Below are 24,500 nucleotides of genomic sequence, written 5' to 3' on the forward strand. Positions count from 1 at the left end.
GGCCGGCCACCCCCCGACACGACTTCCGAGAGGGATGGTTCATCCATGGACGCGCTCTACACCGCAGTCGCCACCGCCACCCACGGCCGCGACGGTCGCGCCGTCTCCTCCGACGGCAGGATCGACCTCCAGCTGGCCCCGCCGGTGGAGCTCGGCGGCAACGGTCAGGGCACCAACCCGGAGCAGCTGTTCGCCGCCGGCTACGCGGCCTGTTTCGGCAGCGCCCTCGGTCTCGTCGGCCGCCAGGCGAAGGTGGACGTCACGGACGCCGCGGTGACCGCCGAGGTCGGCATAGGCAAGCAGGGCGAGGGCTTCGGCCTGAAGGTGACGCTGCGCGTCGAGCTGCCCGAGGGCCTGGACGAGGCGACCGGCCGCAAGCTGGTCGAGACCGCCCACCAGGTCTGCCCCTACTCCAACGCCACCCGCGGCAACATCGAGGTCGACCTCGTCATCGAGTAGTCACTGAGCGGCCGCGGGCCGCCGGGCGGTTTCCGGACCTTCGTGGGCCCAGGCCGCTTCGAGCGGTCCGGTGGTCCCCGACCCGCGCCAGCACCTCCCCCGTACGCCGGCTCCACGCCACCACCACGGCCTCCTCGGGCACCGGGTGCCAGCGTGTCAGCAGCAGCCAGCGGATGCGGTAGCGATGGGCGATCCCCACGCGCTCGGCGCGGGTCGACCCGGGGGAGAGGTAGACGCGGACGTCGTCGAGCCGCCGTAGCCGCTCCCGTTCGTCCAGGGCCGCGTCCGGCCAGGCCGGCGCGGCCAGGTTCGGCCCGTACCCGGCGATCGCGTGGACCGCGTAGTACCCGTCGGTGACCACCACCTCGCCGGGCCCGATGTGCCGTGCGGCCCAGTCGTACGAGGGCCAGCGCGGCGGCGCTTCGAAACCCACCGGGTCCAGTGCGCGCGGTACGACCGCCCCCGCCTGCACGGTGAGGAAGCCGAGACAGGCCGCGCCCGCCGCGACCGCGCCCAGTACCCGCCGCCCCGCCCGCCAGGGCCGGGACGCCGCCAGTTCCACGGCCGGCGCGAACTGGAGCGGGACCAGGGCGAGCCCGAGGATCCGCCCGTAGGTGTAGTGGCCGCTGACGAAGCCGTACGCCACCACCAGGCACTGCAGGACGAACATCAGCACCAGCGGGTCACGCGCCGAGCGGCGGCCCCGCGCCCACAGCGCCGGCACCCCCGGCAGCGCCAGCCAGAAGTGGCCGACGAGCCCGTCGTACAGCCGCCGGTGCATGGCGTCCACGCTGCCGTCCCCGGCCAGCGCGAACACGTCGAAGTACGGCCACATCGCGGCCACCAGCACCGCCACGGCCCCCGTCACCGCCCAGCGGGCGGCCACCGCGCCCCGCCACCCCCGCTGCCACCCCACGACGAAGGCGGCGCCCCCGGTCACCGCCGCGATCGCCGTGATCGGATGCACCAGCAGGATCACCCCGTACAGCACGCCCAGTGCCACGTAACCGGTGAAGCCGCCCAGCCCGCTCGGTCCCACGTACCGCACCCGGCGCGCGTCACGCGTGCGCGTGCCCGCCAGGGCCCACGCCCAGAAGGTGAGCCCGATGGCGAACGTGGACGGGTAGCCGAGGTTGCCTGTCATCGACATCAGGCCCAGGTACCCGCTCCACCAGGCTCGCTCGGTGCCCCACAGCAGGGTCATCGCCGCCAGCGCGAGCACCGGCGCCCACGGTCGCGGCGTCAGCACGCGTGTGAAGCGGCCGATGCCGGTGAGCAGCACCAGCAGGTTGACCGGTCCGGCGACCCGCAGCACCTCCCAGCCCGTCAGCCCGGTCACCCGGGCGAACGCGCCCTCCGCGACCGCGTACGGCGAGTAATAGGGGCTGCCCGCACCCGGCAGGTCGCCCGTCGGGTGGCGGGGATGCAGGAGATGGTCCTTCAGGCGTTCGACGACCGCCGCGTGCTGGCCGGCGTCGCAGCACTGCGGCACCCGCCAGTACGCCAGCGACATCACCAGCCAGAAGAGGAGACCGAAGACCTGGTACGGCGTCGGCCGCCACATCCGCCCGCCGCGCAGCGCCGTCGCGCCGCGCGCGGGCCGCCGGGTCAGGACGCCGGCGCTCAACGGACCCCACCGAAGCGGATCGTGCGAAAGCGCCTCGTGCCGAGGAGGACCGCGCGGGAGAGCGAAGAGGGCGAGGGGGCGGACAGGGAATCGGGCAGGGAGCCGGGCTGGAAACGGGACGGAGAGCCCGACGGGGAGCCGGTGCGGTCATCAATGTGAGCAAAAGGGGGCATTCGCCGTATGTTCCCGCTCGGGTCACCGGTCTTGTCGAACGTCACCGCATCGAGTGAGCCCGATCGGAGCCTTCCTGAACCGGCAGGGCCACCCGCCCCCGCAGTACGGGTTCGAGCAGCAGCGGCACTCCCAGGACGGGCAGCAGCCACGCCAGCACGATCAACCGGTCGCCCCAGATGGTGATGTCCGGGTGTCCGGCCTGGGTGAGGATCCCGGTGCAGGCGGCGCCCAGCACGAAGACGCCGAACGCCCGCCGCCGTCCCCGCGCCACGCCCCCGGCTCCGGCCGCCAGCGCGGCCACGAAGAGCGGCTCCCACAGCTGCCGGCGCAGCCACTCCACCCAGAAGTGCCCCTGGAGGCGCAGGAACTTCGCCCACGCGTGCGTGCGGTCGGGCCGGTCGAAGTGGTGGGTCAGCAGATCCTGGAGGCTCTCCGACTCGGACGGATAGTGCAGCAGCCTCGCCAGTACCAGCGTCCCCAGCACCCCGCAACCGCCCGCGACGGCCACCACGGCCACCCCCGGCCCCGCCTCCCGCCCCTGCCGTCGGCGCCGTACGGCGATCAGTACGGCCGCGGCCGCCAGGCACAGCCCGAGGAACAGCGCCTGCGAGTGCTTGACGGTGAACAGGGCGGCCAGCGAACCGCCGACCAGCCAGGCCCCCGCCCGCACCTCGCCGTCCAGGGCCAGCCCGCACCCCCACAGCGCCACCAGCGTCAGCGCCAGCATCAGGCCCTCGGTCATCGGGCGCATCGCGGTCGTACCGCACGGCAGCACGTAGTACAGGGCCTGGCCGGTCGCGCAGACGGAGGTCGGCGCGCCCAGTGTGCGCAGGATCAGGAACACCAGCGCCCCGCCCGCAGCCGCCACCGCGACCCCCGCCAGCCACACACCCCAGGTGACACCGAACAGGGTGAGGAACGGCAGCAGGAACACCGGGTAGCCGGGGCGCGCCTCGAAGATCCGCATGAAGCGCTCCGGCATGAACGGCACGGTGTGCCCGCCGGTCTGCCCCGCCCTCAGCCGCGCGTCGACGTTGCGCCACTCCCGCTCGCGGCACTCGGCGGTGACCCGGCGGCCGGGGCCGGGCGCGTCGAAGCGCAGCACGTCCACGCTCTGCCGGCGGTCCGCGATCGAGCCCTGACCCGCGCAGGCGTAGGCGATGGTGACGGCCGCCGCCTCACGCTTGCTCTCACCGCGCAGGCTCAGCGCGTACGACAGGTAGTTCTTGCTGTCCGGTGTGTCCCGGCCGGTCACGTTCGCGAGCTGGAGCAGCGCGAACACGGCGGCCAGGACCAGCACCCAGGTACGCGGCCGCAGGGGGGCCTTCACGTCGACGTGAGCAGATCGCGGGCCACGGCCGGACCGGGCACCTTCGGGACGGCGGCCCCCTCGGGGAACTCCTCGTCCAGCAGCAGCCGCCGTACGACCCGCTCGGCGGCCCGCCCGTCCTCGTAGGCGCAGAACCGCTCCCGGAACCCCGCCCGCAGCCGTGCCGACTCCTCGTCGCGCCAGCTGCCGGAGGCCAGCAGCCAGGCCAGCTCCCGGTAGGTGCGCGAGACATGGCCCGGCGCGTCGGCCGTGACGTCGAAGTAGGCGCCCCGGCTCGCCGTGTACGCGGGCCAGTCGTCGGCGTGGACGACGATCGGCCGGTCCAGGTTGGCGTAGTCGAACATCAGGGCCGAGTAGTCGGTGACCAGGACGTCGGAGGCGAGCATGACGTCCTCGACGCGCGGCTCGTCCGTCGCGTCCACCAGCACCCCGCGCCGGTGCAGGTCGGCCAGGCCCAGCCCGCGCGCCGGACCGGTCGCAAGCGACGGGTGCAGCCGTACGACGAGGGTGTGCCCCTCGCCGAGGTCGGCGGCGAACCGGGCCAGGTCGAGCCGGTCGGCGTGCCCGCCGCGCACGTACTCGCGGCGGGTCGGCGCGTACAGCACGACCGTGTGACCGGCCGGCACACCGAGCCGCGCGCGGACCGACGGCCCCGCCGACGTCTCGGCGTTCGTGCCGGCCCTCACCAGCACGTCGTTGCGCGGACTGCCGCTCCGTACCGACGTGAAGTGGCACGGGTACGCCCGCTCCCACACCAGTTCCGAGTGCTGGTTGGCGACCAGGCTGTAGTCCCAGCGGTCGGCGCGGCGCAGCATCTGCGGCACGTCCACGCCGTGCCGGGCGCCGGGCTGCTGGAGCAGGTCGGCCGCCATGTACTTCAGCGGGGTGCCCTGGTGGGTGTGGATGTGGACGCTGCCCGGCCGCTTGACCAGGGTGCCGGGCCAGTTCACGTTGTTGACGAAGAACCCGGCTCGCGCGCTGACGCGCCGGTAGGCGGGCGAGTCGAGCAGCACGTGCTCCACACCCTCCGGGAGCAGCGCGGCCGTCTCCTCGTCGCGCACCACCCACACCCCGCGCAACCGCGGCGCGATCTCCCGCGCCTTCTCGTAGACGGCTCCCGGATCGCCGAGCACGCCCCGGTGCGAGAACGCCGAGTACAGGACGAGGTCCGGATCCAGCGGGCGGCGACCGTGCAGGGCGGTCAGCCCCCGGTGCGCCCGCCCGCCCGCCGCCCGGCGCGCCTGCCCGCCGCGCCGGGCGAGTTCCCGGCCCGCCTGCCCGGCCCTCCGCCTGATCCGGTAGGCGGTGTAACCGCCCTCCAGGACCCGGAGTTCGGCGGGGACCGGTTCACCGGCGGGCTTGTGGCGGGCGAACAGCTCGGCCGTACGGCGGAAGAACTCGCCCTTGTCCGACGGCGGCAGCCGGTCCGGCTTGGCGAGGATGTCCAGACAGTGCTCGCCCATCTTGCGGTGCAGGTAGGGGCGCCAGGTCGCTAGGCCGGGGCGGGAGTCGACGAAGGCGAAGACCCGTTCGTACTGGTCGTGGATGTCGAAGTGCTTGCGGCTGGTGGTGGACAGGATGTTGCCCTGCCGGCGCTGGCGGTAGTTGAGGCAGATCCGGTCCAGCGTGGCGATCCGCTCCGCGCTGAGCATGACGGGGAACGTCCAGGGCGTGTCCTCGTAGTAGCCGGGCGGGAAGGAGAAGTCGTTGCTCTCGACGAACTCCCGCCGGTAGACCTTGTTCCACACGACCATCAGCAGGTCGAGGATCTCGGGGTGCCCGGCGGCCGTGAAAGTGCCGTCGCCCGCCTCCGCGAGGACGTGCGCGAGGGCGTTCCTGCGGGTGCCGCCCCACCAGTAGGTGCGGGCGTAGTCGAAGACCAGCACATCCGGGTCGCCGGACTCGTCGAGCCGGTCGGCCATCGCGCGCAGCGCGCCCGGGGTGAGGGTGTCGTCACTGTCCAGGAAGAACAGGTAGTCGCCGCCCGCGAGCGGCATACCGGCGTTGCGGGCGCGGCCGAGGCCGGCGTTCTCCGGCAGGTGCAGGACCCGGACGCGGTCGTCGCGGGCCGCGTACTCGTCGAGGATCGCGCCGCAGCCGTCGGGCGAGCGGTCGTCGACGGCGATCACCTCGACGTCCCGGTACGACTGCTCCAGGACCGAGTCGAGACACTCGCGCAGGAAGCCCTGCACCTTGAAACACGGGACGATGATGCTGAAGCGGGGCACTGCGGGGGTCAGCTCCTTACGAGAGTGGAGGCGGCGGGGGCCGGGACGCGCTCGGCGAGCGGCCGCACGGGTGCGATCGCCTCCGGGGACTCGCCGAGCAGCACCCGGCGCACCACCCGCTCGGCGGCCCGGCCGTCGTCGAACTGGCAGAAACGGGACCGGAACCCGGCCCGCAGGGCGGCGGACCCGGAGTCCGCGTAGGAGCCGTCGCGGAACACCCGCGCCAGTTCCTCCGGCGTGCGGGCGACCGGTCCCGGCGGGGCCGCCATCAGGTCGAAGTAGACGCCCCGGGTCTCCCGGTAGACGTCCCAGTCGTCGGCGTACACGACGATCGGGCGGTCCAGGTTGGCGTAGTCGAACATGATCGACGAGTAGTCGGTGACCAGCGCGTCGGCGGCCAGACAGACCTCTTCGGAGGAGCGGTGCCCGGTGACGTCGATGACCCGGCCGGTGTCGCGCCGACCGCCCCCGTCGTAGAAGTAGTGCGCCCGCAGCAGCACGACGACGTCCTCGCCGGCCGCCTCGCAGAAGGCCTCCAGGTCCAGCCCCGGCTCGAAACCGGTCTGGTAGTCACGGTGGGTGGGCGCGTACAGGACGGCCGTACTGCCCTCCGGCACTCCCAGCTCCCGCCGGATCCGGGCCACGTCGGCCCCGGTCGCCGTGTAGAACACGTCGTTGCGCGGATAGCCGTACTCGAGCTGCTCGTACGAGCCCGGGAAGGCGCGCTCCCACATCTGGGTGGAGTGGGCGTTGGAGGAGAGGCTGTGGTCCCAGCGGTCCACGCGGCCCAGCAGCTTGGTGAAGGAGCCGGTCGCGGCGGCGACGACCGGGTACGTGGACTGGTCCACGCCCATCTTCTTCAGCGGGGTGCCGTGCTGCGTCTGCACATGCACGCTGCCCTCGCGTTTGACGACGCCCTCCGCGAAGTTGGCGTTGTTGATCAGGTACTTGGCGCGGGCCAGGACCTGCCAATAGCGGCGGCCGCCGATGACGGCGTGGTCGACGCCCTTCGGCATCGCGTGCGCCTGGTCGGGTTCGACGAGGAACACCGAGCGGATGTGCGGGGCGAGTTCGGCGGCCTTGGCGTGGATCGCGGCCGGGCTGCACGCGTAGCCGCGCCCCCAGTAGGCGCAGTACACCGCCAGGTTCGGGTCGATAGGGCGGCGCAGTTGGCGCCGGTAGAACAGCCGGGTGCGCAGGCCCTGGGGGCGTGGGAGGCGCTCGACGGCACCTGAGGCCTTCTGGTTGGCGCCGCGCAGCGCACGGAACGCCGTGTACGCCCCGGCCGCCAGCAGCCGGTGCTGCACCCCCAGGCTGCCGCCCGGCCGGCGGAATCCTGCCGGGCGGTGGCTCCGGTACAGCTTGCCCGCGCGGCGGAAGAAGGCCCGGCGAGGGCGTGCGGTGAGCCGGGCCGGATGCGCGGCGCTCTTCAGGACGGCCGCGAAGAGCTGCTCGAAGAGCGGGCCCGACCGGTCCCCGGCAAGCCCGAGTTCGGCCGCCCGGGTGAGCACCTCGTCGGTCCGGTCCAGCAGTTCCAGGTGGTGTTCGCCGGGCAGGTTCAGCCGGTTGCCCTGCCGTCGCAGCAGATGCCGTACGACGACCGAGCGCAGCACCGCGACCCGCTCGGCGTGCACGCTGACCAGGCCGCCGAAGCCGACGTCCGTGAAGTGCCCGTCGGGGAAGGAGAGCCGGTGCTCGGTGACGAAGGCGCGCCGGTAGGCCGTGCCCCACGCGGGCAGCTGCACGCCGGTGATGTGCGGGGCCTCGGCGGGGGAGAAGGCGCCCTTCGGTGCCCTCGCCAGCAGCAGGGCGGCCGGGTTGGCCGGCTCGCCCTCCCACCAGGGGGTGCGCTCGTGCTCGGCGTGGAGGACGTCGACGTCGCCGGTCTCGGTCAGCCGGCCGGCCAGGGCCGCCAGGGCGCCGGGGGCGAGGGTGTCGTCGCCGTCGAGGAACAGCAGATACGTGCCGGTCGCCGCCCGCATCCCGGTGTTGCGCGCCCCGCTCAGCCCGGCGGACGGCGGCGAGTGGACCGGCGCCACCCGGGAGTCCCGCCGCGCGTACCCGGCGGCGAGGACCGCGGCCGGGGCGTCGGGCGCGTCGCTGACCGGGATCAGCTCGAAGTCACCGAAGGACTGGGCGAGGACGGAGTCCAGCGCGAGGGACAGCCGGCCCGCGACCCCATGGGACGGGACGATGATGCTGAAGCGGGGCATTCTGCTCTTTCTCTGTCGATCTGCTGAGCCGTTGATCTGTAGATCCACTGATCTGGGGCGGGTTCTTCAGGCGGAGCGGCCGGGCCGCCCGGTCGGCAGCCAGGTGGACGGCCCGGTCGGGGTGGGCCGCGACGAGCCGAGGAGCATGGGAACTCCCTTCCGGACGCGCGGCGTTCAGCGCCGGTCGGTGACGGGGAGGACCGGCCCGGCGGGCGGTGGCACATGGGCGAGCGTCGGGCGCCCCGCGGGCATCCCCGCCGCGGCGGCGGCGGCGAACGACGGCACCGGACGGCGCTCGGCGAGCGGCACGACCGGAGGCAGCCGCGTCTCGCCCAGCACGACCCGCCGTACGACGCGCTCGGCGGCGCGTCCGTCGTCGTGCGGGCAGAACCGCTCGCGGAACGCGGCCCGCAGCTGGGCCGAGCGGGAGCCGCGCCAGTGGCCGGTCGTGAAGATGTCGATCAGCTCGTCCTCGCTGCGCGCGACCGCGCCCGGCGGACAGGCGCGCAGGTCGAAGTAGGTGCCGCGGGCCGCCTCGTAGGCCTCCCAGTCGTCGGCGTGGATCACGATCGGGCGGTCCAGTCCCGCGTAGTCGAACATGAGCGACGAATAGTCGGTGACCAGGGCGTCCGAGGCCAGGCAGAGGGATTCCACGCTCGGGTGGTCGGTGACGTCGATGACGCCGGGCACCGGCCGGCCGGCCGGGGGCTCCTGCCAGTAGTGGGCGCGGGCCAGGATCACGAAGCGGGGCCCCAGGCGGCGCAGCACGCGTTCCAGGTCGAGAGGGGAGCGCTGGACGCGGCGGTAGTCGCGGTGGGTGGGCGCGTAGAGGACGGCGACCGTGTCGCGGGGGATGCCGAGGGACTCGCGCAGCCGGGCCACGTCCGCCGTCGCCGCCCGCTGGAAGACGTCGTTGCGCGGGTAGCCGTACTCGAGGGTCTCGTAGCTTCCCGGGTAGACGCGCTCCCAGGTCAGGGTGGTGTGGCGGTTGGCCGACAGGACGTAGTCCCACTTGTCGACGCCCCTCAGCAGCTCGGCGAAGTCCATGTCGCGGGCGGCGGCCGGACGCTCCTGGAGGTCCAGGCCCATGTGCTTGAGGGGGGTGCCGTGCTGGGTCTGCACGAAGACCTGACCGGGGCGCTTGACCAGCCGCCGGTCGAAGTTGACGTTGTTCACCAGGTACTTGGAGCGGGCCAGCGCCGTCCAGTAGGCGGCCGTCCCGGGGCGCACCTGACGGGGGCCGGACGGGACGGCCGCCAGGTGCTCGGGGCGGGCGATCCACGCCGTGCGGACCTGCGGCGCGAAGGTACGGAACGCGGCCTCCAGCGCGCCCGGGTTACAGCTGTGCCCCCGGCCCCAGTAGGCGGCGAACACGGCACGGTCGGCGCGCAGCGGCAGCCGCAGCTGGACGCGGTAGTGGGCCTGGAGGGAGGCCGACCTCAGCGCGCGGGCGAGTTTCGAGACGGCCTTGTGCGTGCGTCGGCGCACGGTCATGGACGTCTGGAGCACCCGGTAGGTGCGGTGCACGCCGAAGTGCACCAGGGTGTGGCGCAGCCGGGAGCGCAGCGGGACCGAGACGCCCGGGGTGCGGTAACGGCGGTAGTGGGCACGGGCCTTGCGAAGGAACTCGGCGCGCGAACCGTGCGGGAGCCGGTCGCGCTTGGTGAATACCGTCGAGAGGTGGTCGACCATGCGGCGGAACAACACCGGCCGCCACGGCGCCAGTTCGGGCCGCTGCTCTACGAACGCGAAGACCCGGTCGTACTGCTCGAAGACGTCGAAGTGTCCCCGGCTCGTGGTGGACAGGATGTTGCCCCGGCGGCGCTGCCGGTAGTGCACGCAGACCCGGTCCAGTGTCGCGAGCGTCTGCGCCGTCATCAGCGCCGGGTACGTCCACGGCGTGTCCTCGTAGTAGCCGGGGGGGAACGTCAGGCCCACGCTCTCGACGAACTTCCGCCGGTAGGCCTTGTTCCAGGCCACCATCATCACCCTGAGCAGCCCCGGACGGTCCCGTAGCCGGAAGGGCGCCGGGCCCTCCTCGGTGAGCTGTGCCGCGAACTGGTTGCGTACCGTCTCGCCCGACCAGTACGTGCTCGCGTAGTCGTAGACCAGGACGTCCGGTTCGCCCGTCTCCTTCACCCGGTCGGCGATCGCGCGCAACGCGTCCGGGGTGAGCGTGTCGTCGGAGTCCAGGAACAGCAGGTAGTCGCCGGTCGCCCGCTCCAGACCGGCGTTGCGGGCCCGCCCCAGGCCCACGTTCCGCGGAAGGTGCACGGCACGCACGCGTGCGTCGCGGGCCGCGAACTCGTCGATGATCTCGCCACAGGCGTCCGGCGAACGGTCGTCGACGGCGATCAGTTCGAGATCGGCGAACGACTGGGACAGCACCGATTCGAGGCACTCGTGCAGGTACGCCTGAACCTTGTACGCGGGGACGATGACACTGAACCTGGGCAAGGGACATCCATGGGTCGGCGCGGGCGGAAGACAGGGCCTTGCCCGGGAACGGCCGATGGAGTGAATTGGTTACGGTTCGTACGGCATACGGGGGATTGCGGGTGAACGGCGAGGGGCGGGCCGACGAACCGGCCCGCCCCTCGTTCCAGGGCTACTTGACCGCGCCCGCCATCACGCCGGACACGAACTGCCGCTGGAACGCGAAGAACACGGCCAGCGGGATCACCATCGAGATGAACGCGCCGGGCGCGAGCACGTCGATGTTGTTGCCGAACTGCCTTACCTGCGTCTGGAGGGCGACCGTGATCGGCTGGCTGTCGGCGTTGGTGAACACCAGCGCGACCAGCATGTCGTTCCACACCCACAGGAACTGGAAGATGCCCAGGGACGCGATCGCCGGGCCGCCCAGCGGCATCACGACCCGTGCGAACAGGCGCAGTTCACCTGCTCCGTCGAGACGGGCCGCCTCCAGCAGTTCGCGGGGGATCTCCGCGAAGAAGTTCCGCAGCAGGAACACAGCGAAGGGCAGTCCGAACCCGACGTGGAACAGGATCACTCCCGCGATGTTCCCGAACAGGCCTACCTTGCCGAACAGTTCGGCGATCGGGATGAGCGCCACCTGCACCGGCACGACCAGCAGCCCCACCACGCCCAGGAACCACCAGTCCCGGCCCGGGAACTCCATCCACGCGAACGCGTAGCCCGCGAGCGAGCCGATGACGACGACCAGGACCGTCGCCGGCACCGTGATCAGCACGGTGTTGACGAGGGAGCTGGTGATGTCGCCGTTCTCCAGCAGCGTCCGGTAGCTGTCGAAGGTGAGTCGGGAGGGTTCACTGAACACCTTCCACCAGCCGCTGGCGCTCATGTCCTCGGGGGAACGGAGGGAGGAGACGAGCAACCCGATGGTCGGCACCAGCCAGAACAGGCCGACGACGATCAGGAAGGCGCGCACCAGGCCGCCGTTGAGCTTTTCCATGAGCCATGCGAGCCGTTCGGTCACCGCCGTACCTCCCGCCTGAGCCGACGCACGTTGAACCACATCACCGGGATCACCAGCAGCAGCAGGAACACCGCGATGGCACTGGCGATGCCCGGCTGGTCCTCGGAGAAGCCCTTGCGGTACAGCTCCAGGGCGAGCACGTTGGCGTCGTCCTGCGAGGAGCCCGGGGCAATGATGAAGACCAGGTCGAAGACCTTCAGCACGTTGATCATCAGGGTGACGGCGACGACCGCGAGGACCGGCGCGAGCAGCGGGACGGTCACCCTGCGGAACACCTGCCACTCGTTGGCGCCGTCCACCCGGGCCGCTTCGAGCAGTTCCCTCGGGATCCCCGCGAGACCGGCCGCGATCAGCACCATCGCGAAGCCCGCCCACATCCAGATGTACGAGCCGATGATCGCCGGTGTGACCAGCGACGGGCCCAGCCAGTCCAGGCCGTTGTACGCCTCCTTGAAGTTGCTCGCGGGCAGCCGGAGCCGGGCGCCGTCGGCCTCGGCGGGAAGCGTGAAGGTGCCGTCGCCGGCCGCCTTCGTCGACGCCACCACCTTGCCGTCCTTCACCGCCTCGATCCGCATCCCGGCGTAGCCCAGCTCGGACGGGTCGGGCACGCCGAGGGTGCCGACGCCCTTGCCGCGGGTGAAGTCCTGCCAGGCGGTCCCGGTGACCGCGTCCTGTTCGGGCCGCGCCGTCACGGCCTTCCCCGCGCCGCCGGGCATCTGGCCGGGGGCGACGCCGACCATGGGCAGGCTCACCGGGTCGCCGGTGTGGACGGCGGTCTTGGTGATGAAGCCGCCGTTCTCCGGTGCGAGCGGCGAGTCCCGGCCCGGGTGGGCCTTCGGGAACGCCGACGCCTCGGCGAACGTGTCGTGGACGCCCACCCACACCGCGTTGGCGACGCCCTTGTCCGGGTCCTGGTCGTAGACCAGCCGGAAGATGATGCCGGCGGCGAGCATCGAGATCGCCATCGGCATGAAGACGACCAGCTTGAACGCGGTGCCCCAGCGCACCCGTTCGGTCAGCACCGCGAAGATCAGACCGAGCGCGGTGGCGACCGTCGGCGCGAACACCACCCAGATCACGTTGTTCTTCAGGGCGGTGCGGATGCCGTCGTCCGTGAAGAGGGCCTTGTAGTTGTCGACGCCGGCGAAGCCGTCGCCGGACTGGTCGTAGAAACTGCGCACGACCGAGTACCCGATCGGGTAGACCACGAGCGCGCCCAGCAGCACCAGGGCGGGCAGCAGGAACAGCGCTGCCACGGTCCTTCGGGTGCCGGTCACACTCTTGCGCGAGCGAGGAGGGGCGGGGGCTCCGGGAGCCCCCGCCGCCGCAGCCGTTGCCATGTCTGCTTCAGTTCCCGTACGCCGCTGCCGCGTCCGACTCCAGTTTCGCCTGGATGCCGGCCACGTCGGTCGGGTTCTTCAGGAAGTCCTGCAAATCCTTCCACTCGCCCTTGCCGGGCGTGCCGCCGAAGGCCTGCGGGGCCTGGTCGGACATGTCGAAGCGGAAGTCGTCGCCCGCCGCGACCAGCGCCTTGGCGATCGTCCGCTGGACCTCGTTCGGGTACGCGGAGACGTCGACGTTCTTGTTCGGCGAGAGGTAGCCGCCGAGCTTGGCCTGGATCTCCGCGGCGTCCGGCGAGGCCAGGAAGGTGGCCAGCGCCTGCGCGCCCTTGGAGTCCTTCAGGATGACGGCCGCGTCGCCGCCGGAGACCACCGGCGCGGTGTCGCCGACCTGCGGGAACGGGAACACCTTGGCGTCCGTGCCGACCTTGGACTTGGTGTCGGCGATGTTGACCTGCACGAAGTCGCCCTCGTAGACCATGGCCGCCTTCGGCTGGTCGCCGCCGGTGAAGGTCTGGGTCACCGAGGCGGGGAACTCGGTCTGCAGCGCGCCGCTCGCGCCGCCCGCGACCCAGTCCTTCTTGCCCCAGATCTCGGCGAGGGTGGTCAGCGCCTCCTTCACGGAGGGGTCCGTCCACTTGATCTTGTGCTGGGCGAGCTGGTCGTACTTCTCCGGGCCCGCCTGGGAGAGGTAGACGTTCTCGAACCAGTCGGTGAGGGTCCAGCCGTCGGCGCCGCCGATCGAGAACGGGGTGACGCCGGAGTCGTACACCGTCTGCGCGGTGGTCAGCAGGTCCTTCCACGTCTTGGGTTCGCTCGCGCCCGCGTTCTCGAAGACCTTGGCGTTGTACCAGATCAGCGACTTGTTGGCGGCCTTGTAGTAGACGCCGTACTGCTTGCCGCCGGCCTTCCCGATGTCCTGCCAGCCCTGCGAGTAGTTCTTGGCGAGCTCTGCCTGGGCCTCGGCGCCCAGCGGTTTGGTCCAGCCCTTGTCGGCGGCCTGTTTGATGGCGCCGGGCTGCGGCAGCATGGCCACGTCCGGCGGTGAGCCGCCCGCGATCTTCGAACCGAGGAAGTTGATGATCGGATCCTGCGCGGGCACGAAGGTGATCTTCGACCCGGTGCGTTTCTCGAACTCGGCGAGGACTTTCTTGAAGTTCGCCTGTTCGGTGCCGGTCCATACGGCGGCCACCTCGAGGGTGGTGCCGTCGAGCTTGGGGAGGGTGAGGGTGCTGCCGGATTCCTTGCTTCCGGTGCTGCTGTCGCTTCCGCCGCTCTTGTCGTCGTCGCTGCCGCACGCGGTGAGCGAGAGCGCCAGGGCTCCCGACAGAAGCATGGCGGCCGCCTTCACGGTCCTGCGTGTCCGGATGATGTTGCTGGTGCTGCGCATCACTGCCCCGTTCTTCGTCCTCGTCGACTCGTGAACGTTCGGGCGCTGTCCCGTGGCACTGGTCTACGCCGGGTGCTGTGGCTCGGCAAGAGCGCCTGTGCTGTCAAGCGGGGGATCGTGACCGCGTCGTGATCGCAACGCGCGCGATTCCCGCCACAGCGCCGCCACTCACATCCCGACACGGCCGCCATTCGTGCTCACCGCCCGGCGGCCGCCATTCGTGCTCACCGCCCGGCGGCCGCCGTTCGTGCTCACCGCCCGGCGGCCGCCGTTCGTGCTCGCCACCCCGCGGCCGCCGAGCGGACCACCGCCCCGGTAGCCCGCTTGCCCGGGACCCGCATCGGACGCACCCGGGCTCGCCGGAGCCCGCCCCGACATCTGGACACCCGAAGCGCCGGACACCGGGACCGCCGGATCTGCCCGAGCCCGCCTGGAACCCGCACGGCCCCGCCCGGAACCCGCACAGGCGCGACAGGGCTTGCCCGGGACCCGCTCAGGCCCGCCCGGGACCCGTTCGGACTCAGGGCCCCGGAGCTCCGGACCGCACAGGCTCGCGGGGCCGCCCGAGTCGGTTCGGAACGGCTCGAAAGCCGCCCGGAGGCGGCGGAGGCCGCCCGAAGCCAGCACGGGGTCGCTCGAAATTCGCACGGGCCCGCTCGAAGCCCGCACGGGTCGGCCCGTGCGGGCGCCGCAGGGTTTTCGCGTTCAGGGGCTGCCGGTGGGGGCGCCCTCGGGTGGGCTGAGTTGGCGTGCCGCTCTCTCCAGGGCGCTGGCCAGCAGGGCCAGGTCCGTCGGGCCGTTGCCCAGTTCCCGTACCGGGCGACGGGTCGGCGGGTCGCCCATGCGGTGCCACTCCAGGGGAACCACCGTGGGGCGCAGGGTCGCCGTGCGGGGGATGCGGCCCGTGACGCGGCCGCCCTGGAAGGGGGTCAGGCGGCCGTCCGCGCCCTTGAGGCGGCCGCGGCCCGGCGCCGGTTCGTCCGTGCCCGAACCGGGTGGCTCCAGCGTGATCCGAACCGTGGACAGACGGGCCGGTTCCGACTCCGCCGTACGGCCTCCGGGGCCTGCCGCCGCCACCAGGTGCACACCGAGCCGCTCGCCCTCGCGGGCCACCGCCTCCAGCGCGCGCATGACCGAGCCGGCGGCCGGCCGGCCGGGGGAGCCGAGGGCGGGGGAGACCAGTGCGTCCAGGTCGTCGACGACCACCACCAGCCGGGGCAGCGGGGGCGCCGCCTCGGCGCGCTGACGTGCGGCCGCTCCCGGGCGCAGCCGCAGCGTGGCACTGGGCGGGGACTCGATGTCGGCGGCGCCGCCCGCGGACCCGCCGCCGAGCCCGGCTCCCGGGGACGGGGCGTTGGGGGTGCGTTGCGGGACGATGCGGCCGGAGACCGTGCGCTGCGTGTGCCACTCCGCGAAGCCGGAACGGCCCAGCAGCTCCGACCTCCGCTTCAGCTCGGCGCTCAGCGACTGCGCGAACTCCCGCATACGGACCGGGTCGTTGGCGGTGAGGTGGGTGGTGACGTGCGGTACGTCCGTGCAGATCCGCAGACCGTCGCCGTGGCCGCCGCCACCCTTGCCGACGGTGTCGCGGCCGTCCAGCAGGATGATGCCGAGCCGGTCCGGACGCTCGGCGGCGGCCAGCGAGGCCACGACCGCCCGCAGCAGCTCCGTACGCCCGCTGCCGGTCGGCCCCTCGATCAGCAGGTGCGGGCCCTCGGCGACCAGGTCCACGCCGACCGGACCGCGCGGACCGGCGCCCAGCACAGCCCACGCCCGCCCGCCGAGCGCCTCGGCGTCGTCGGCCGCGTCCGCCCAACGGGCCATCAGCGAGGCGGGCGTGGCCCGGGCCAGGCCCAGCTTGTCCAGGAGGCGGGCCGACTGGGGCAGCGGCGCGGACACACGCGTGTGCCGCTCACCGCCGCCGCCCGCGCCGTCCGGACGCAGTGGCGCCAGAGCCCGCGCGAAGCGTTCGGCCCAGGCGGGGGAGACCGCGTCCACCGCGCCGACCGTGCCGGGTCCCACCGGGCCGGGCCGCTCGGTCTCCGCCCCGGCCGGCGCGACCCTCAGCAGCCGCAGCGCGGTCGCCACGTCCCCGCTGAGCAGCGCGACGGCTCCGCACGCGCGGAACGTGGGCGCCGCCGCACACGCCGTTTCGTATGTCTCCGTCACCGGCGAGGAAGGGGAGGCGGCGGGCGTCTCGGAGAGGCAGACGACATGTATCCCGGCACGCGGTCCGGCCACCGCCAGCCGGGCCACCGCCTCGCGCAGGTCGGCGCCGCCGGGATCGCCGTCCACGACGACCACCGTGTACGGGCCGGGGAACCCGCCGTCCCCCGTCCCGTCCGCCACGGCCCAGGAGGGCCGCCGGGCGGCGCTCCGCTGCACGGGTACCTGAGCCGGTCCCGTGCCGCTCGGGCCGCCCGCGCTGTCGGAGAGATGGTCCTCCAGACGGCGCAGCAGTTCGTCGGCGCGGGCCGTGGCCTGGTCGCGGTCGTAGGCGAGCAGAAGACGGCAGTCCTGGCCGTGCCCCGGGCGCAGATGCGGGAGCCAGCCCAGCCAGGACCACTCGGCGACGCGCTCCTCCTCGGAACGCGCGCGGTCCGTGCTGATCAGGACGATTTCCAGGGTGTCGGGGGAGTGCAGCGCGGCGAGCTGGGCCAGCACCGCGCGCGCCAGCCCGGACAGCCGCGGGCGCGGCCCGGCCAGACCGAGCGCCCCGACCTCGCGCAGCCCCGTCGTCACCGGTACGGCGGGCAGCAGGCCGGAGCCGTCGGGCGCCGGCCGGTCGGCCGTGCCGAGGCGCACGGTGAGCGTCTCGGGGTGTCCGGGGCCGCGTTCCCACAGCCGGGGGCCGGGGCCCAGCGCCGTCAGCAGCAGCGCCGCCGGGTCCGGCCAGGTCTCGGGTGCGGGGGACACGGCGGCCGACGGGTACGACTGCGCTCCGGCCGTCTCCTCGTCGTAGGTCCCGGGGGCGTCCGTGTCCTGGGCGCCCCCGCGACCGCCGGCCAGCCGGCGCGCCCACGCGGAGAGGCCGCCGCGTTTGCGTACGCCCGGGGGTACGTCGGTGCCGCGCAGCGGGGTGCCTTTACGGCCGGTGCCCGCGTACGGATCGGCGTCGGGGAGGTCGTCGTAGGCGGGCGAGGGAGAGGGCGTGGACGAGGACGGGGACGAAGCCGAGGGTGTCGGCGTCGGCGTCGGCGTGGAGGCGGACCGGGGAGCGGGAGAGGAGGCGGAGGGGCGCTGCGGGGAGTGGACATCGTCGGGCGAGCCGTGCGGCCCGCGGACGTCGTCGTACGCGCCCGTGAACGAGCCGAGGCCGGAGTGGCCGGCGTGGGTGGCCATGGAGCCTTCGCCCGCGCCCGGCGCGCTGTCGGAGCCGACCGCTCCCGGCGGCGTCCGGCGCCCGGGGTCCACCGCGCGTGCCTCGCCGCCGCGCCGGCTCTCGATGCGTGGTGCCGTGCCCTGGCCCGGTACGAGCGGGGGCGCCGGAGGGATCTCCCCGGCACCGCGCGCGCCCGCGCTGCGTGCCTGCGGCGAGCCGCTCCAGTCCACCGTGCCGTAGGCGTGGCCGGTCGGTCCCGAAGGACCTTCCCGGTCGCCCGTGCCGTCGCCCGTCGCGCGCGTGTGGGCCGCGCCCGGGGCGGGACGGTCCCCGGACGGGCCGTCGCCCGTTGCCGGGTCCGGGTCCGGGTCCTGCGACGCCGTGCCCGCGCAGGGCACCCGGACATGGCCCTCCCCGTCCGGCGTGGTCGTCGCCCGTGGGCCGGGGCCGCCGGGCGGGGCCAGCCGCAGGGCCGACTCGCCGACGCGCAGCAGGGCGCCGGGGGCGAGGCGCACGGGACGGTCCTGCACCCGGGCGCCGTCCAGGGTGGTGCCGTTGGTGGAGCCGAGGTCGGCGACCGTGACGCGACCGTCGGAGGAGAGCGTCACGGCGCAGTGCAGCCGGGAGACGTCCGGGTCGTCGAGGGGCACGTCGGCGTCGGCGGAGCGGCCCACGCGGACCTGGCCGCCGTGCAGGAGATGCACCCCGCCCGCGTCCGGCCCGGCCACCACGTGCAGGCGGGCCGGTGCTTCGTCGACCTCGGGATGCGGCTCGGGGTCGGCCGGAGCGCCCAGGGACAGCACGGCGCCGTCGATCAGCGGCGGCTCGCCGAGTGTGCAGCGCTGGGTGTCGAGCCGCTCCACGCCCGCGTACAGCACGACCGCCGCGGAGGAGGCCGAGGCGGCGCCCTCCCCGGAGACCGCCGCGGCCAGCGCGGACGCCACCGCGGCCAAGGCCGTGCCGGCGGGCGCCGTGACCAGCACGTCGCAGCTCGCGGAGCGGGCCCGCGCCGGAGGTCCCCCCGCGCGAGCGGAGCCCGGCGCGGGGAAGGGCGCGCCCGTCGGGTCTACGACGGTCAGCCGGATCTGCATCGCCGTCAGCGGTCCCTTCTGCACGGATGCGGGCTTCCCCCCACCCCACACGAGCACAGCGGCCAGTACTGAAGGCATCCTCGCACCTGTCACTGACAACGCGCCCCACACCCGGTGACAAGTGATCTTGATTGGTCGGCTCTGCCCGCAAAAGTGCCGGACAAGAGCGTCACCGGCGATCAGTTGAGATCGGTCACGTCCGGCCCCGGCAACCAAGAAGACCGAGCCGAGCGTCTTTCCTTCGGACAACGACGACAGCCCGGCGTCCGCACAGCGGCACTACAGTGGGTCGGAACACGAACAGGACAGGCAAGCAAGCAGCAGGGAGCGCGTGACGTGCGGCCAGTCGGCAGCAAGTACCTGCTCGAGGAGCCGCTCGGACGCGGCGCCACGGGCACCGTCTGGCGAGCCCGCCAGCGCGAGACCGCGGGCGCCGAGGCGGCCGTGGCCGGCCAGCCCGGAGAGACCGTCGCGATCAAGGTCCTCAAAGAGGAGCTCGCGAACGACCCCGACGTCGTGATGCGCTTCCTGCGGGAGCGGTCCGTACTGCTGCGCCTGACCCACCCGAACATCGTCCGGGTCCGTGACCTGGTCGTCGAGGGCGATCTGCTGGCGCTGGTCATGGACCTCGTCGACGGCCCGGACCTGCACCGCTACCTGCGCGAGAACGGCCCCTTCACGCCGGTCGCCGCCGCCCTGCTCACCGCCCAGGTCGCCGACGCGCTCGCGGCCAGCCACGCCGACGGGGTCGTGCACCGCGACCTGAAGCCGGCCAACGTCCTGCTGATGCAGAACGGCGGGCAGATGCACCCGCTGCTCACCGACTTCGGCATCGCGCGTCTCGCCGACTCCCCGGGCCTGACCCGGACCAGCGAGTTCGTCGGCACGCCCTCGTACGTCGCGCCGGAGTCCGCCGAGGGCCGTCCGCAGACGTCGGCCGTGGACATCTACGGCGCGGGCATCCTGCTGTACGAGCTGGTCACCGGCCGTCCGCCGTTCTCCGGCGGCTCCGCCCTCGAGGTCCTGCACCAACACCTGAACGCCGAGCCGCGCCGCCCGTCCACGGTCCCCGACCCGCTCTGGACGGTCATCGAGCGCTGCCTGCGCAAGAACCCCGACGACCGGCCGAGCGCCGAGAACCTCGCGCGCGGGCTGCGGATCGTCGCCGAGGGCATCGGAGTGCACGCGAACTCGATGCAGATCGCGGCCGCCGACGGCGTCGGCCATCTGCTCGCCCCCGACCCGACGCCCGCGACCGTGCCGGGTGGCGCCTACGACCCGAACGCCGCGACCAGCGTCCTGCCGCACACGACCGGCCCGGCGGGCGCCGCCGACCCCACCGCCGTCCTCCCGCACACGGGCGGTCCCGGCGGCGGAGCCGACCCGACGGCGGTCCTGCCCCCGGTGCCGCCGCACCAGCCGGGACCGCACGGCCAGCAGGGTCAGCAGCCCGAGCAGCCGCACCCCTGGCAGAACCAGATGCGGGCCGCCCGCGACCGCAACGAGCCGACGCAGGTCCAGCAGTACCTCGATCCCGGCGAGGACCCGCTGCGCCGCCGCCCCCAGCGCCAGGTCTCCCGGCAGCAGCAGCCGCAGCAGCCCTACCCGCCGCAGAACCAGCAGCAACAGCGGCCTCAGCAGCAACAACGACCTCAGCAGCGCCAGCAGCAGCCCCCGCCCGGCTACGGGTACCAGGGGCAGCCGCAGCAGCAGTACGCCCCTCCGCAGCACCAGCAGCCTCAGCAGCAGCCCCAGCGGTACGCGCCCCAGCCCCAGCCCCAGCAGCAGCCGAGGCAGCGGCCCGAGCCGGAACCACGGCAGCCCCGGGAGCCGAGGCAGCGCAGTGCCAACCCGATGAAGATCCCCGGGCTGGGCTGTCTGAAGGGCTGCCTGTTCACGATCGTCATCCTGTTCGTGGCCGGGTGGCTGATCTGGGAGCTGAGTCCGCTCCAGGAGTGGATCGGTACCGGCCAGAGCTACTGGCAGCTGATCAGCGGCTGGTTCGACAAGGTCACCGGCTGGATCGGCGACCTGGCCGGGAACTCGGGCGGCACCGGCTCGGGCGGCACCGGCAACTGAGGCACAGGCTCCGGTCCTGACCGTGAGCTTGTGTACTTGTCGACATCTGGCGGGTGATTTCCGTCTCCGCGGTGAAGGTTGGCTCCTCGGACGCGTACTTTGATGGGCAACACGCGTCTGTAGGAGCAGCCTTGGCACGGAAGATCGGCAGCCGGTACACCGCCCACCAGATCCTGGGACGGGGCAGCGCCGGCACGGTGTGGCTGGGCGAGGGACCGGACGGGCCCGTCGCCGTCAAGCTGCTGCGCGAGGACCTCGCCTCCGACGAGGAGCTCGTGGGCCGCTTCGTGCAGGAGCGCACCGCACTGCTCGGCCTGGAGCACCCGCACGTGGTGTCCGTGCGGGACCTGGTGGTCGACGGCAACGACCTGGCCCTGGTCATGGACCTCGTCCGCGGCACGGACCTGCGCACCCGCCTCGAGCGGGACCGGCGGCTCGCGCCCGAGGCCGCCGTGGCGATCGTCGCGGACATCGCCGAGGGACTGGCCGCCGCGCACGCCGCCGGGATCGTGCACCGGGACGTGAAGCCCGAGAACATACTGCTCGACATGCAGGGACCGCTCGGCCCCGGCGGCTCGCACCGCGCCCTGCTGACCGACTTCGGCGTCGCGAAACTGATCGACACCCCCAAACGGACCCGCGCCACGAAGATCATCGGCACCCCGGACTATCTGGCGCCGGAGATCGTGGAGGGCCTGCCGCCGCGTGCCTCGGTGGACATCTACGCCCTGGCGACCGTCCTGTACGAGCTCCTCGCGGGCTTCACGCCGTTCGGCGGCGGCCACCCCGGCGCGGTGCTGCGCCGTCACGTCACGGAGTCCGTGGCCCCGCTCCCCGGCATCACGGACGAGCTGTGGCAGCTCATCGTGCAGTGCCTGGCGAAGGCGCCGGCGTCCCGGCTGCGGGCGTCCGAGCTCGCCGCCCGGCTGCGGGAGCAGCTGCCGACGCTGGCGGGGATGCCGCCGCTGGACGTCGACGAGCCGGACCCGGAACAGGAGGAAGGCGAGCAGGAGGAGGCCGAGCCCTCCGCTTCCTCCCCCACGGCCCCCTCCGGTCGGGTGCGGCGCGGCTCGGTCCCGCTGGTGCCGAACGCGAAACCGGACTCCAACCGGGACACCCACACGTCGATGCGGGTGCCCGCCCCGGACGAGCTGGCGGGCGGGGCGCACGGCACGGCACGGGTGCCGAGGGCGGCCGGCGCACCCCGCCCCGGCTCGGCGCGCCACCGTTCCGCCACCCGGCGCCGGCGGATCACGCTGGGCGTGGCGGCGGTGGCCCTGGTCGCCGCGGCCGGCATCGGGACGTGGGCGGCCACCTCCGGCGACGACGCGGGGGCGACTCCGCAGGACACGAAGAGCTCGGCACCGGCGTCTCCCTGACCCGGACGGTCCTGACCGGAGCTCCGGGGCAGAGGCCGGACGGGCTCGGATGCCGGGTCCGTTAGGCTGGAGGCGTGGCAGTCGTCGATGTATCCGAAGAGCTCAAGTCCCTCTCCTCGACCATGGAGTCGATCGAGGCCGTTCTGGACCTCGACAAGCTGAGGGCAGACATCGCCGTGCTCGAGGAGCAGGCGGCCGCGCCGTCCCTGTGGGACAACCCGGACGAGGCGCAGAAGATCACCAGCAAGCTGTCCCACCTCCAGGCCGAGGTCAGGAAGGCCGACGCGCTGCGCAGCCGGATCGACGATCTCGCCGTGCTGTTCGAGATGGCCCAGGAGGAGGACGACCCGGACACCCTCGCCGAGGCCGAGTCCGAGCTCACCTCCGTCAAGAAGGCGCTGGACGAGATGGAGGTCCGTACGCTGCTCAGCGGTGAGTACGACTCCCGCGAGGCGCTCGTGAACATCCGCGCCGAGGCCGGTGGCGTCGACGCCGCCGACTTCGCGGAGAAGCTCCAGCGGATGTACCTGCGCTGGGCGGAGCAGCACGGCTACAAGACCGAGATCTACGAGACGTCGTACGCGGAAGAGGCCGGCATCAAGTCGACCACCTTCGCCGTGCAGATCCCGTACGCCTACGGCACCCTCTCCGTGGAGCAGGGCACGCACCGGCTCGTGCGGATCTCGCCCTTCGACAACCAGGGGCGTCGGCAGACGTCCTTCGCGGGTGTCGAGATCCTGCCCGTGGTCGAGCAGACCGACCACATCGAGATCGACGAGTCCGAGCTGCGGGTGGACGTCTACCGGTCTTCCGGTCCCGGCGGTCAGGGCGTGAACACGACCGACTCCGCGGTGCGCCTCACCCACCTCCCCACCGGCATCGTCGTCTCGTGCCAGAACGAGCGCTCGCAGATCCAGAACAAGGCGAGCGCGATGAACGTGCTCCAGGCCAAGCTGCTCGAGCGGCGCCGCCAGGAGGAGCAGGCCGCGATGGACGCCCTCAAGGGCGACGGCGGCAACTCCTGGGGCAACCAGATGCGTTCGTACGTCCTGCACCCGTACCAGATGGTCAAGGACCTGCGTACCGAGTTCGAGGTCGGTAACCCCGAGGCCGTGTTCAACGGTGAGATCGACGGGTTCCTGGAAGCCGGAATTCGCTGGCGCAAGCAGCAAGAGAAGTAACTTTGTCGACAAGGCAACCGCCCCTGAATCAGGGGCGGTTGCTTTTTACATCACATTCACACCACCAACGCCACGCAAAGCGCCCCGACTTGGACATTGCGTACGCAACGACCTTGACGATGCTTTGAAAAGTGGGGAAGGTGCAGTGTGGCATGCGTATCTCCGGGGCGCATGTGAACCGGGGGCTTCAGCTACATATCGGCTACCTCCGTCGATCACGGCCCCGGGCGCGGCCTCATCGACGATTCAGCTACTGGGGGTAGCAACCATATGACCAAGAAGACGCGGATCCGGGTCGCGCGCATAGCCGCGGGCGCCGTGATCGCCGCGGGTGCCTCGCTGACGGTGGCCGGGGTCGCCTCGGCCGCCGGTGACGAGGGTGGCCTCAGCGGTCTTGTCTCGACGTCCGGCGAAGTCACCCCGCAGACGGGCGAGGAGCCCTGCCCGATCGGGATCTGCACCGACGGCGGCACGTCGGCGGGTACGTCCACCGGTACTTCGGAGGGTACGTCGACGGGTACTTCGGAGGGCACGTCCACCGGTACCTCGGCGGGTACGTCGACGGGTACTTCGGAGGGCACGTCCACCGGCACGTCGGCGGGTACGTCGACGGGTACTTCGGAGGGCACGTCCACCGGCACGTCGACGGGTACGTCCGCCGGTACCTCGACGGGTACTTCGGCCGGTACCTCGACGGGTACGTCCGCGGGTACCTCGACCGGTACGTCCGCCGGCACCTCGACCGGCACTTCGGCGGGCACCTCGACCGGCACGTCCGCCGGCACCTCGACGGGTACGTCCGCGGGTACCTCGACGGGTACGTCCGCGGGTACCTCGACCGGCACTTCGGCGGGCACCTCGAGCGGCAACACGTCCTCGGGCAACACGTCCTCCGGCAGCTCCAGCGAGGGCAACACCTCCTCGGGCTCGTCCTCCGAGGGCAGCACGTCCGCCGGCTCGTCCTCGCAGGGCAGCGCCTCCGCCGGTACCGGTACCGACACCGACGGCACCTCCACCCAGGAGGAGGGCAGCTCCGCGCTGACCGACACCTCGGACTCCGCCGCCGACACCAGCGCGCAGGGTGGTGGCAAGGAGCTCGCCGAGACCGGCGCCGGCCAGACCACGTTCCTGATCATCGGCGCTGCCACGATGATCGCCGGCGGCGTCGGCTTCCGGGTGCTGCCGCGCCTCGTGGCCGGCCGCGGCGGGGCCGCTGCCTGACGTCAG

14 protein-coding genes are annotated in these 24,500 nt (G+C 72.8%); 5 read left to right on the top strand and 9 right to left on the bottom strand.

Features of this window, described 5'->3' with window-relative positions:
* The first annotated feature begins 45 nt into the window (after positions 1-45).
* Positions 46-459: an organic hydroperoxide resistance protein gene (locus ACIPFH_RS00155; protein ID WP_020132372.1), complete on the top strand. Its 414-nt coding sequence runs from the start codon at positions 46-48 to the stop codon at positions 457-459.
* On the opposite strand, the gene ACIPFH_RS00160 is transcribed toward ACIPFH_RS00155, so the two are convergent.
* From ACIPFH_RS00160 to ACIPFH_RS00200, 9 genes are all read right to left on the bottom strand, one after another.
* A complete protein-coding gene (locus ACIPFH_RS00160; protein WP_401821535.1) occupies positions 449-2,086 on the bottom strand; it encodes a hypothetical protein in 1,638 nt (545 codons plus the stop codon). The genes ACIPFH_RS00155 and ACIPFH_RS00160 overlap by 11 nt on opposite strands.
* 214 nt (positions 2,087-2,300) lie before the next feature.
* The gene (locus ACIPFH_RS00165; protein ID WP_401823656.1) at positions 2,301-3,578 is read right to left on the bottom strand and encodes a hypothetical protein; all 1,278 of its coding nucleotides are present in this window, start codon (positions 3,576-3,578) and stop codon (positions 2,301-2,303) included.
* A gap of 8 nt (positions 3,579-3,586) precedes the next feature.
* Positions 3,587-5,818 carry a CDP-glycerol glycerophosphotransferase family protein gene (locus ACIPFH_RS00170; protein ID WP_401821537.1) on the bottom strand — a complete coding sequence of 744 codons (2,232 nt, stop codon included), beginning with the start codon at positions 5,816-5,818 and terminating at the stop codon, positions 3,587-3,589.
* Positions 5,819-5,826: 8 nt separating this feature from the next.
* A complete protein-coding gene (locus tag ACIPFH_RS00175; protein WP_401821539.1) occupies positions 5,827-8,031 on the bottom strand; it encodes a CDP-glycerol glycerophosphotransferase family protein in 2,205 nt (734 codons plus the stop codon).
* Between the two features lie 174 nt (positions 8,032-8,205).
* Positions 8,206-10,488, bottom strand: a complete 2,283-nt coding sequence (locus ACIPFH_RS00180) for a CDP-glycerol glycerophosphotransferase family protein (RefSeq protein WP_401821542.1) — start codon at positions 10,486-10,488, stop codon at positions 8,206-8,208.
* A 151-nt stretch (positions 10,489-10,639) separates the two neighbouring features.
* On the bottom strand, positions 10,640-11,467 hold the full coding sequence (locus ACIPFH_RS00185) for a carbohydrate ABC transporter permease (RefSeq protein WP_401823657.1): 828 nt from the start codon (positions 11,465-11,467) through the stop codon (positions 10,640-10,642).
* A gap of 20 nt (positions 11,468-11,487) precedes the next feature.
* Positions 11,488-12,831, bottom strand: coding sequence for a carbohydrate ABC transporter permease (locus tag ACIPFH_RS00190; protein WP_401821544.1), 1,344 nt, complete (start codon positions 12,829-12,831; stop codon positions 11,488-11,490).
* Positions 12,832-12,838: 7 nt separating this feature from the next.
* Positions 12,839-14,167: an ABC transporter substrate-binding protein gene (locus tag ACIPFH_RS00195; protein WP_401821547.1), complete on the bottom strand. Its 1,329-nt coding sequence runs from the start codon at positions 14,165-14,167 to the stop codon at positions 12,839-12,841.
* A 759-nt stretch (positions 14,168-14,926) separates the two neighbouring features.
* The gene (locus tag ACIPFH_RS00200; RefSeq protein ID WP_401823659.1) at positions 14,927-18,634 is read right to left on the bottom strand and encodes an FHA domain-containing protein; all 3,708 of its coding nucleotides are present in this window, start codon (positions 18,632-18,634) and stop codon (positions 14,927-14,929) included.
* A 336-nt stretch (positions 18,635-18,970) separates the two neighbouring features.
* On the opposite strand from ACIPFH_RS00200, the gene ACIPFH_RS00205 reads away from it, so the two are divergent.
* From ACIPFH_RS00205 to ACIPFH_RS00220, 4 genes are all read left to right on the top strand, one after another.
* The gene (locus ACIPFH_RS00205; RefSeq protein WP_401821550.1) at positions 18,971-20,713 is read left to right on the top strand and encodes a serine/threonine-protein kinase; all 1,743 of its coding nucleotides are present in this window, start codon (positions 18,971-18,973) and stop codon (positions 20,711-20,713) included.
* Positions 20,714-20,844: 131 nt separating this feature from the next.
* Positions 20,845-22,092, top strand: coding sequence for a serine/threonine-protein kinase (locus ACIPFH_RS00210; RefSeq protein ID WP_401821552.1), 1,248 nt, complete (start codon positions 20,845-20,847; stop codon positions 22,090-22,092).
* Between the two features lie 74 nt (positions 22,093-22,166).
* Positions 22,167-23,273, top strand: a complete 1,107-nt coding sequence (gene prfB / locus ACIPFH_RS00215) for a peptide chain release factor 2 (RefSeq protein ID WP_401821555.1) — start codon at positions 22,167-22,169, stop codon at positions 23,271-23,273.
* Between the two features lie 270 nt (positions 23,274-23,543).
* Positions 23,544-24,494 (top strand): hypothetical protein, encoded by a 951-nt coding sequence (locus ACIPFH_RS00220; RefSeq protein WP_401821557.1) that lies wholly within the window; start codon positions 23,544-23,546, stop codon positions 24,492-24,494.
* Positions 24,495-24,500: the final 6 nt, after the last annotated feature.

It is taken from the genome of Streptomyces sp. NPDC088157 (genome assembly GCF_044741545.1).
Taxonomy (GTDB): Bacteria; Actinomycetota; Actinomycetes; order Streptomycetales; family Streptomycetaceae; genus Streptomyces.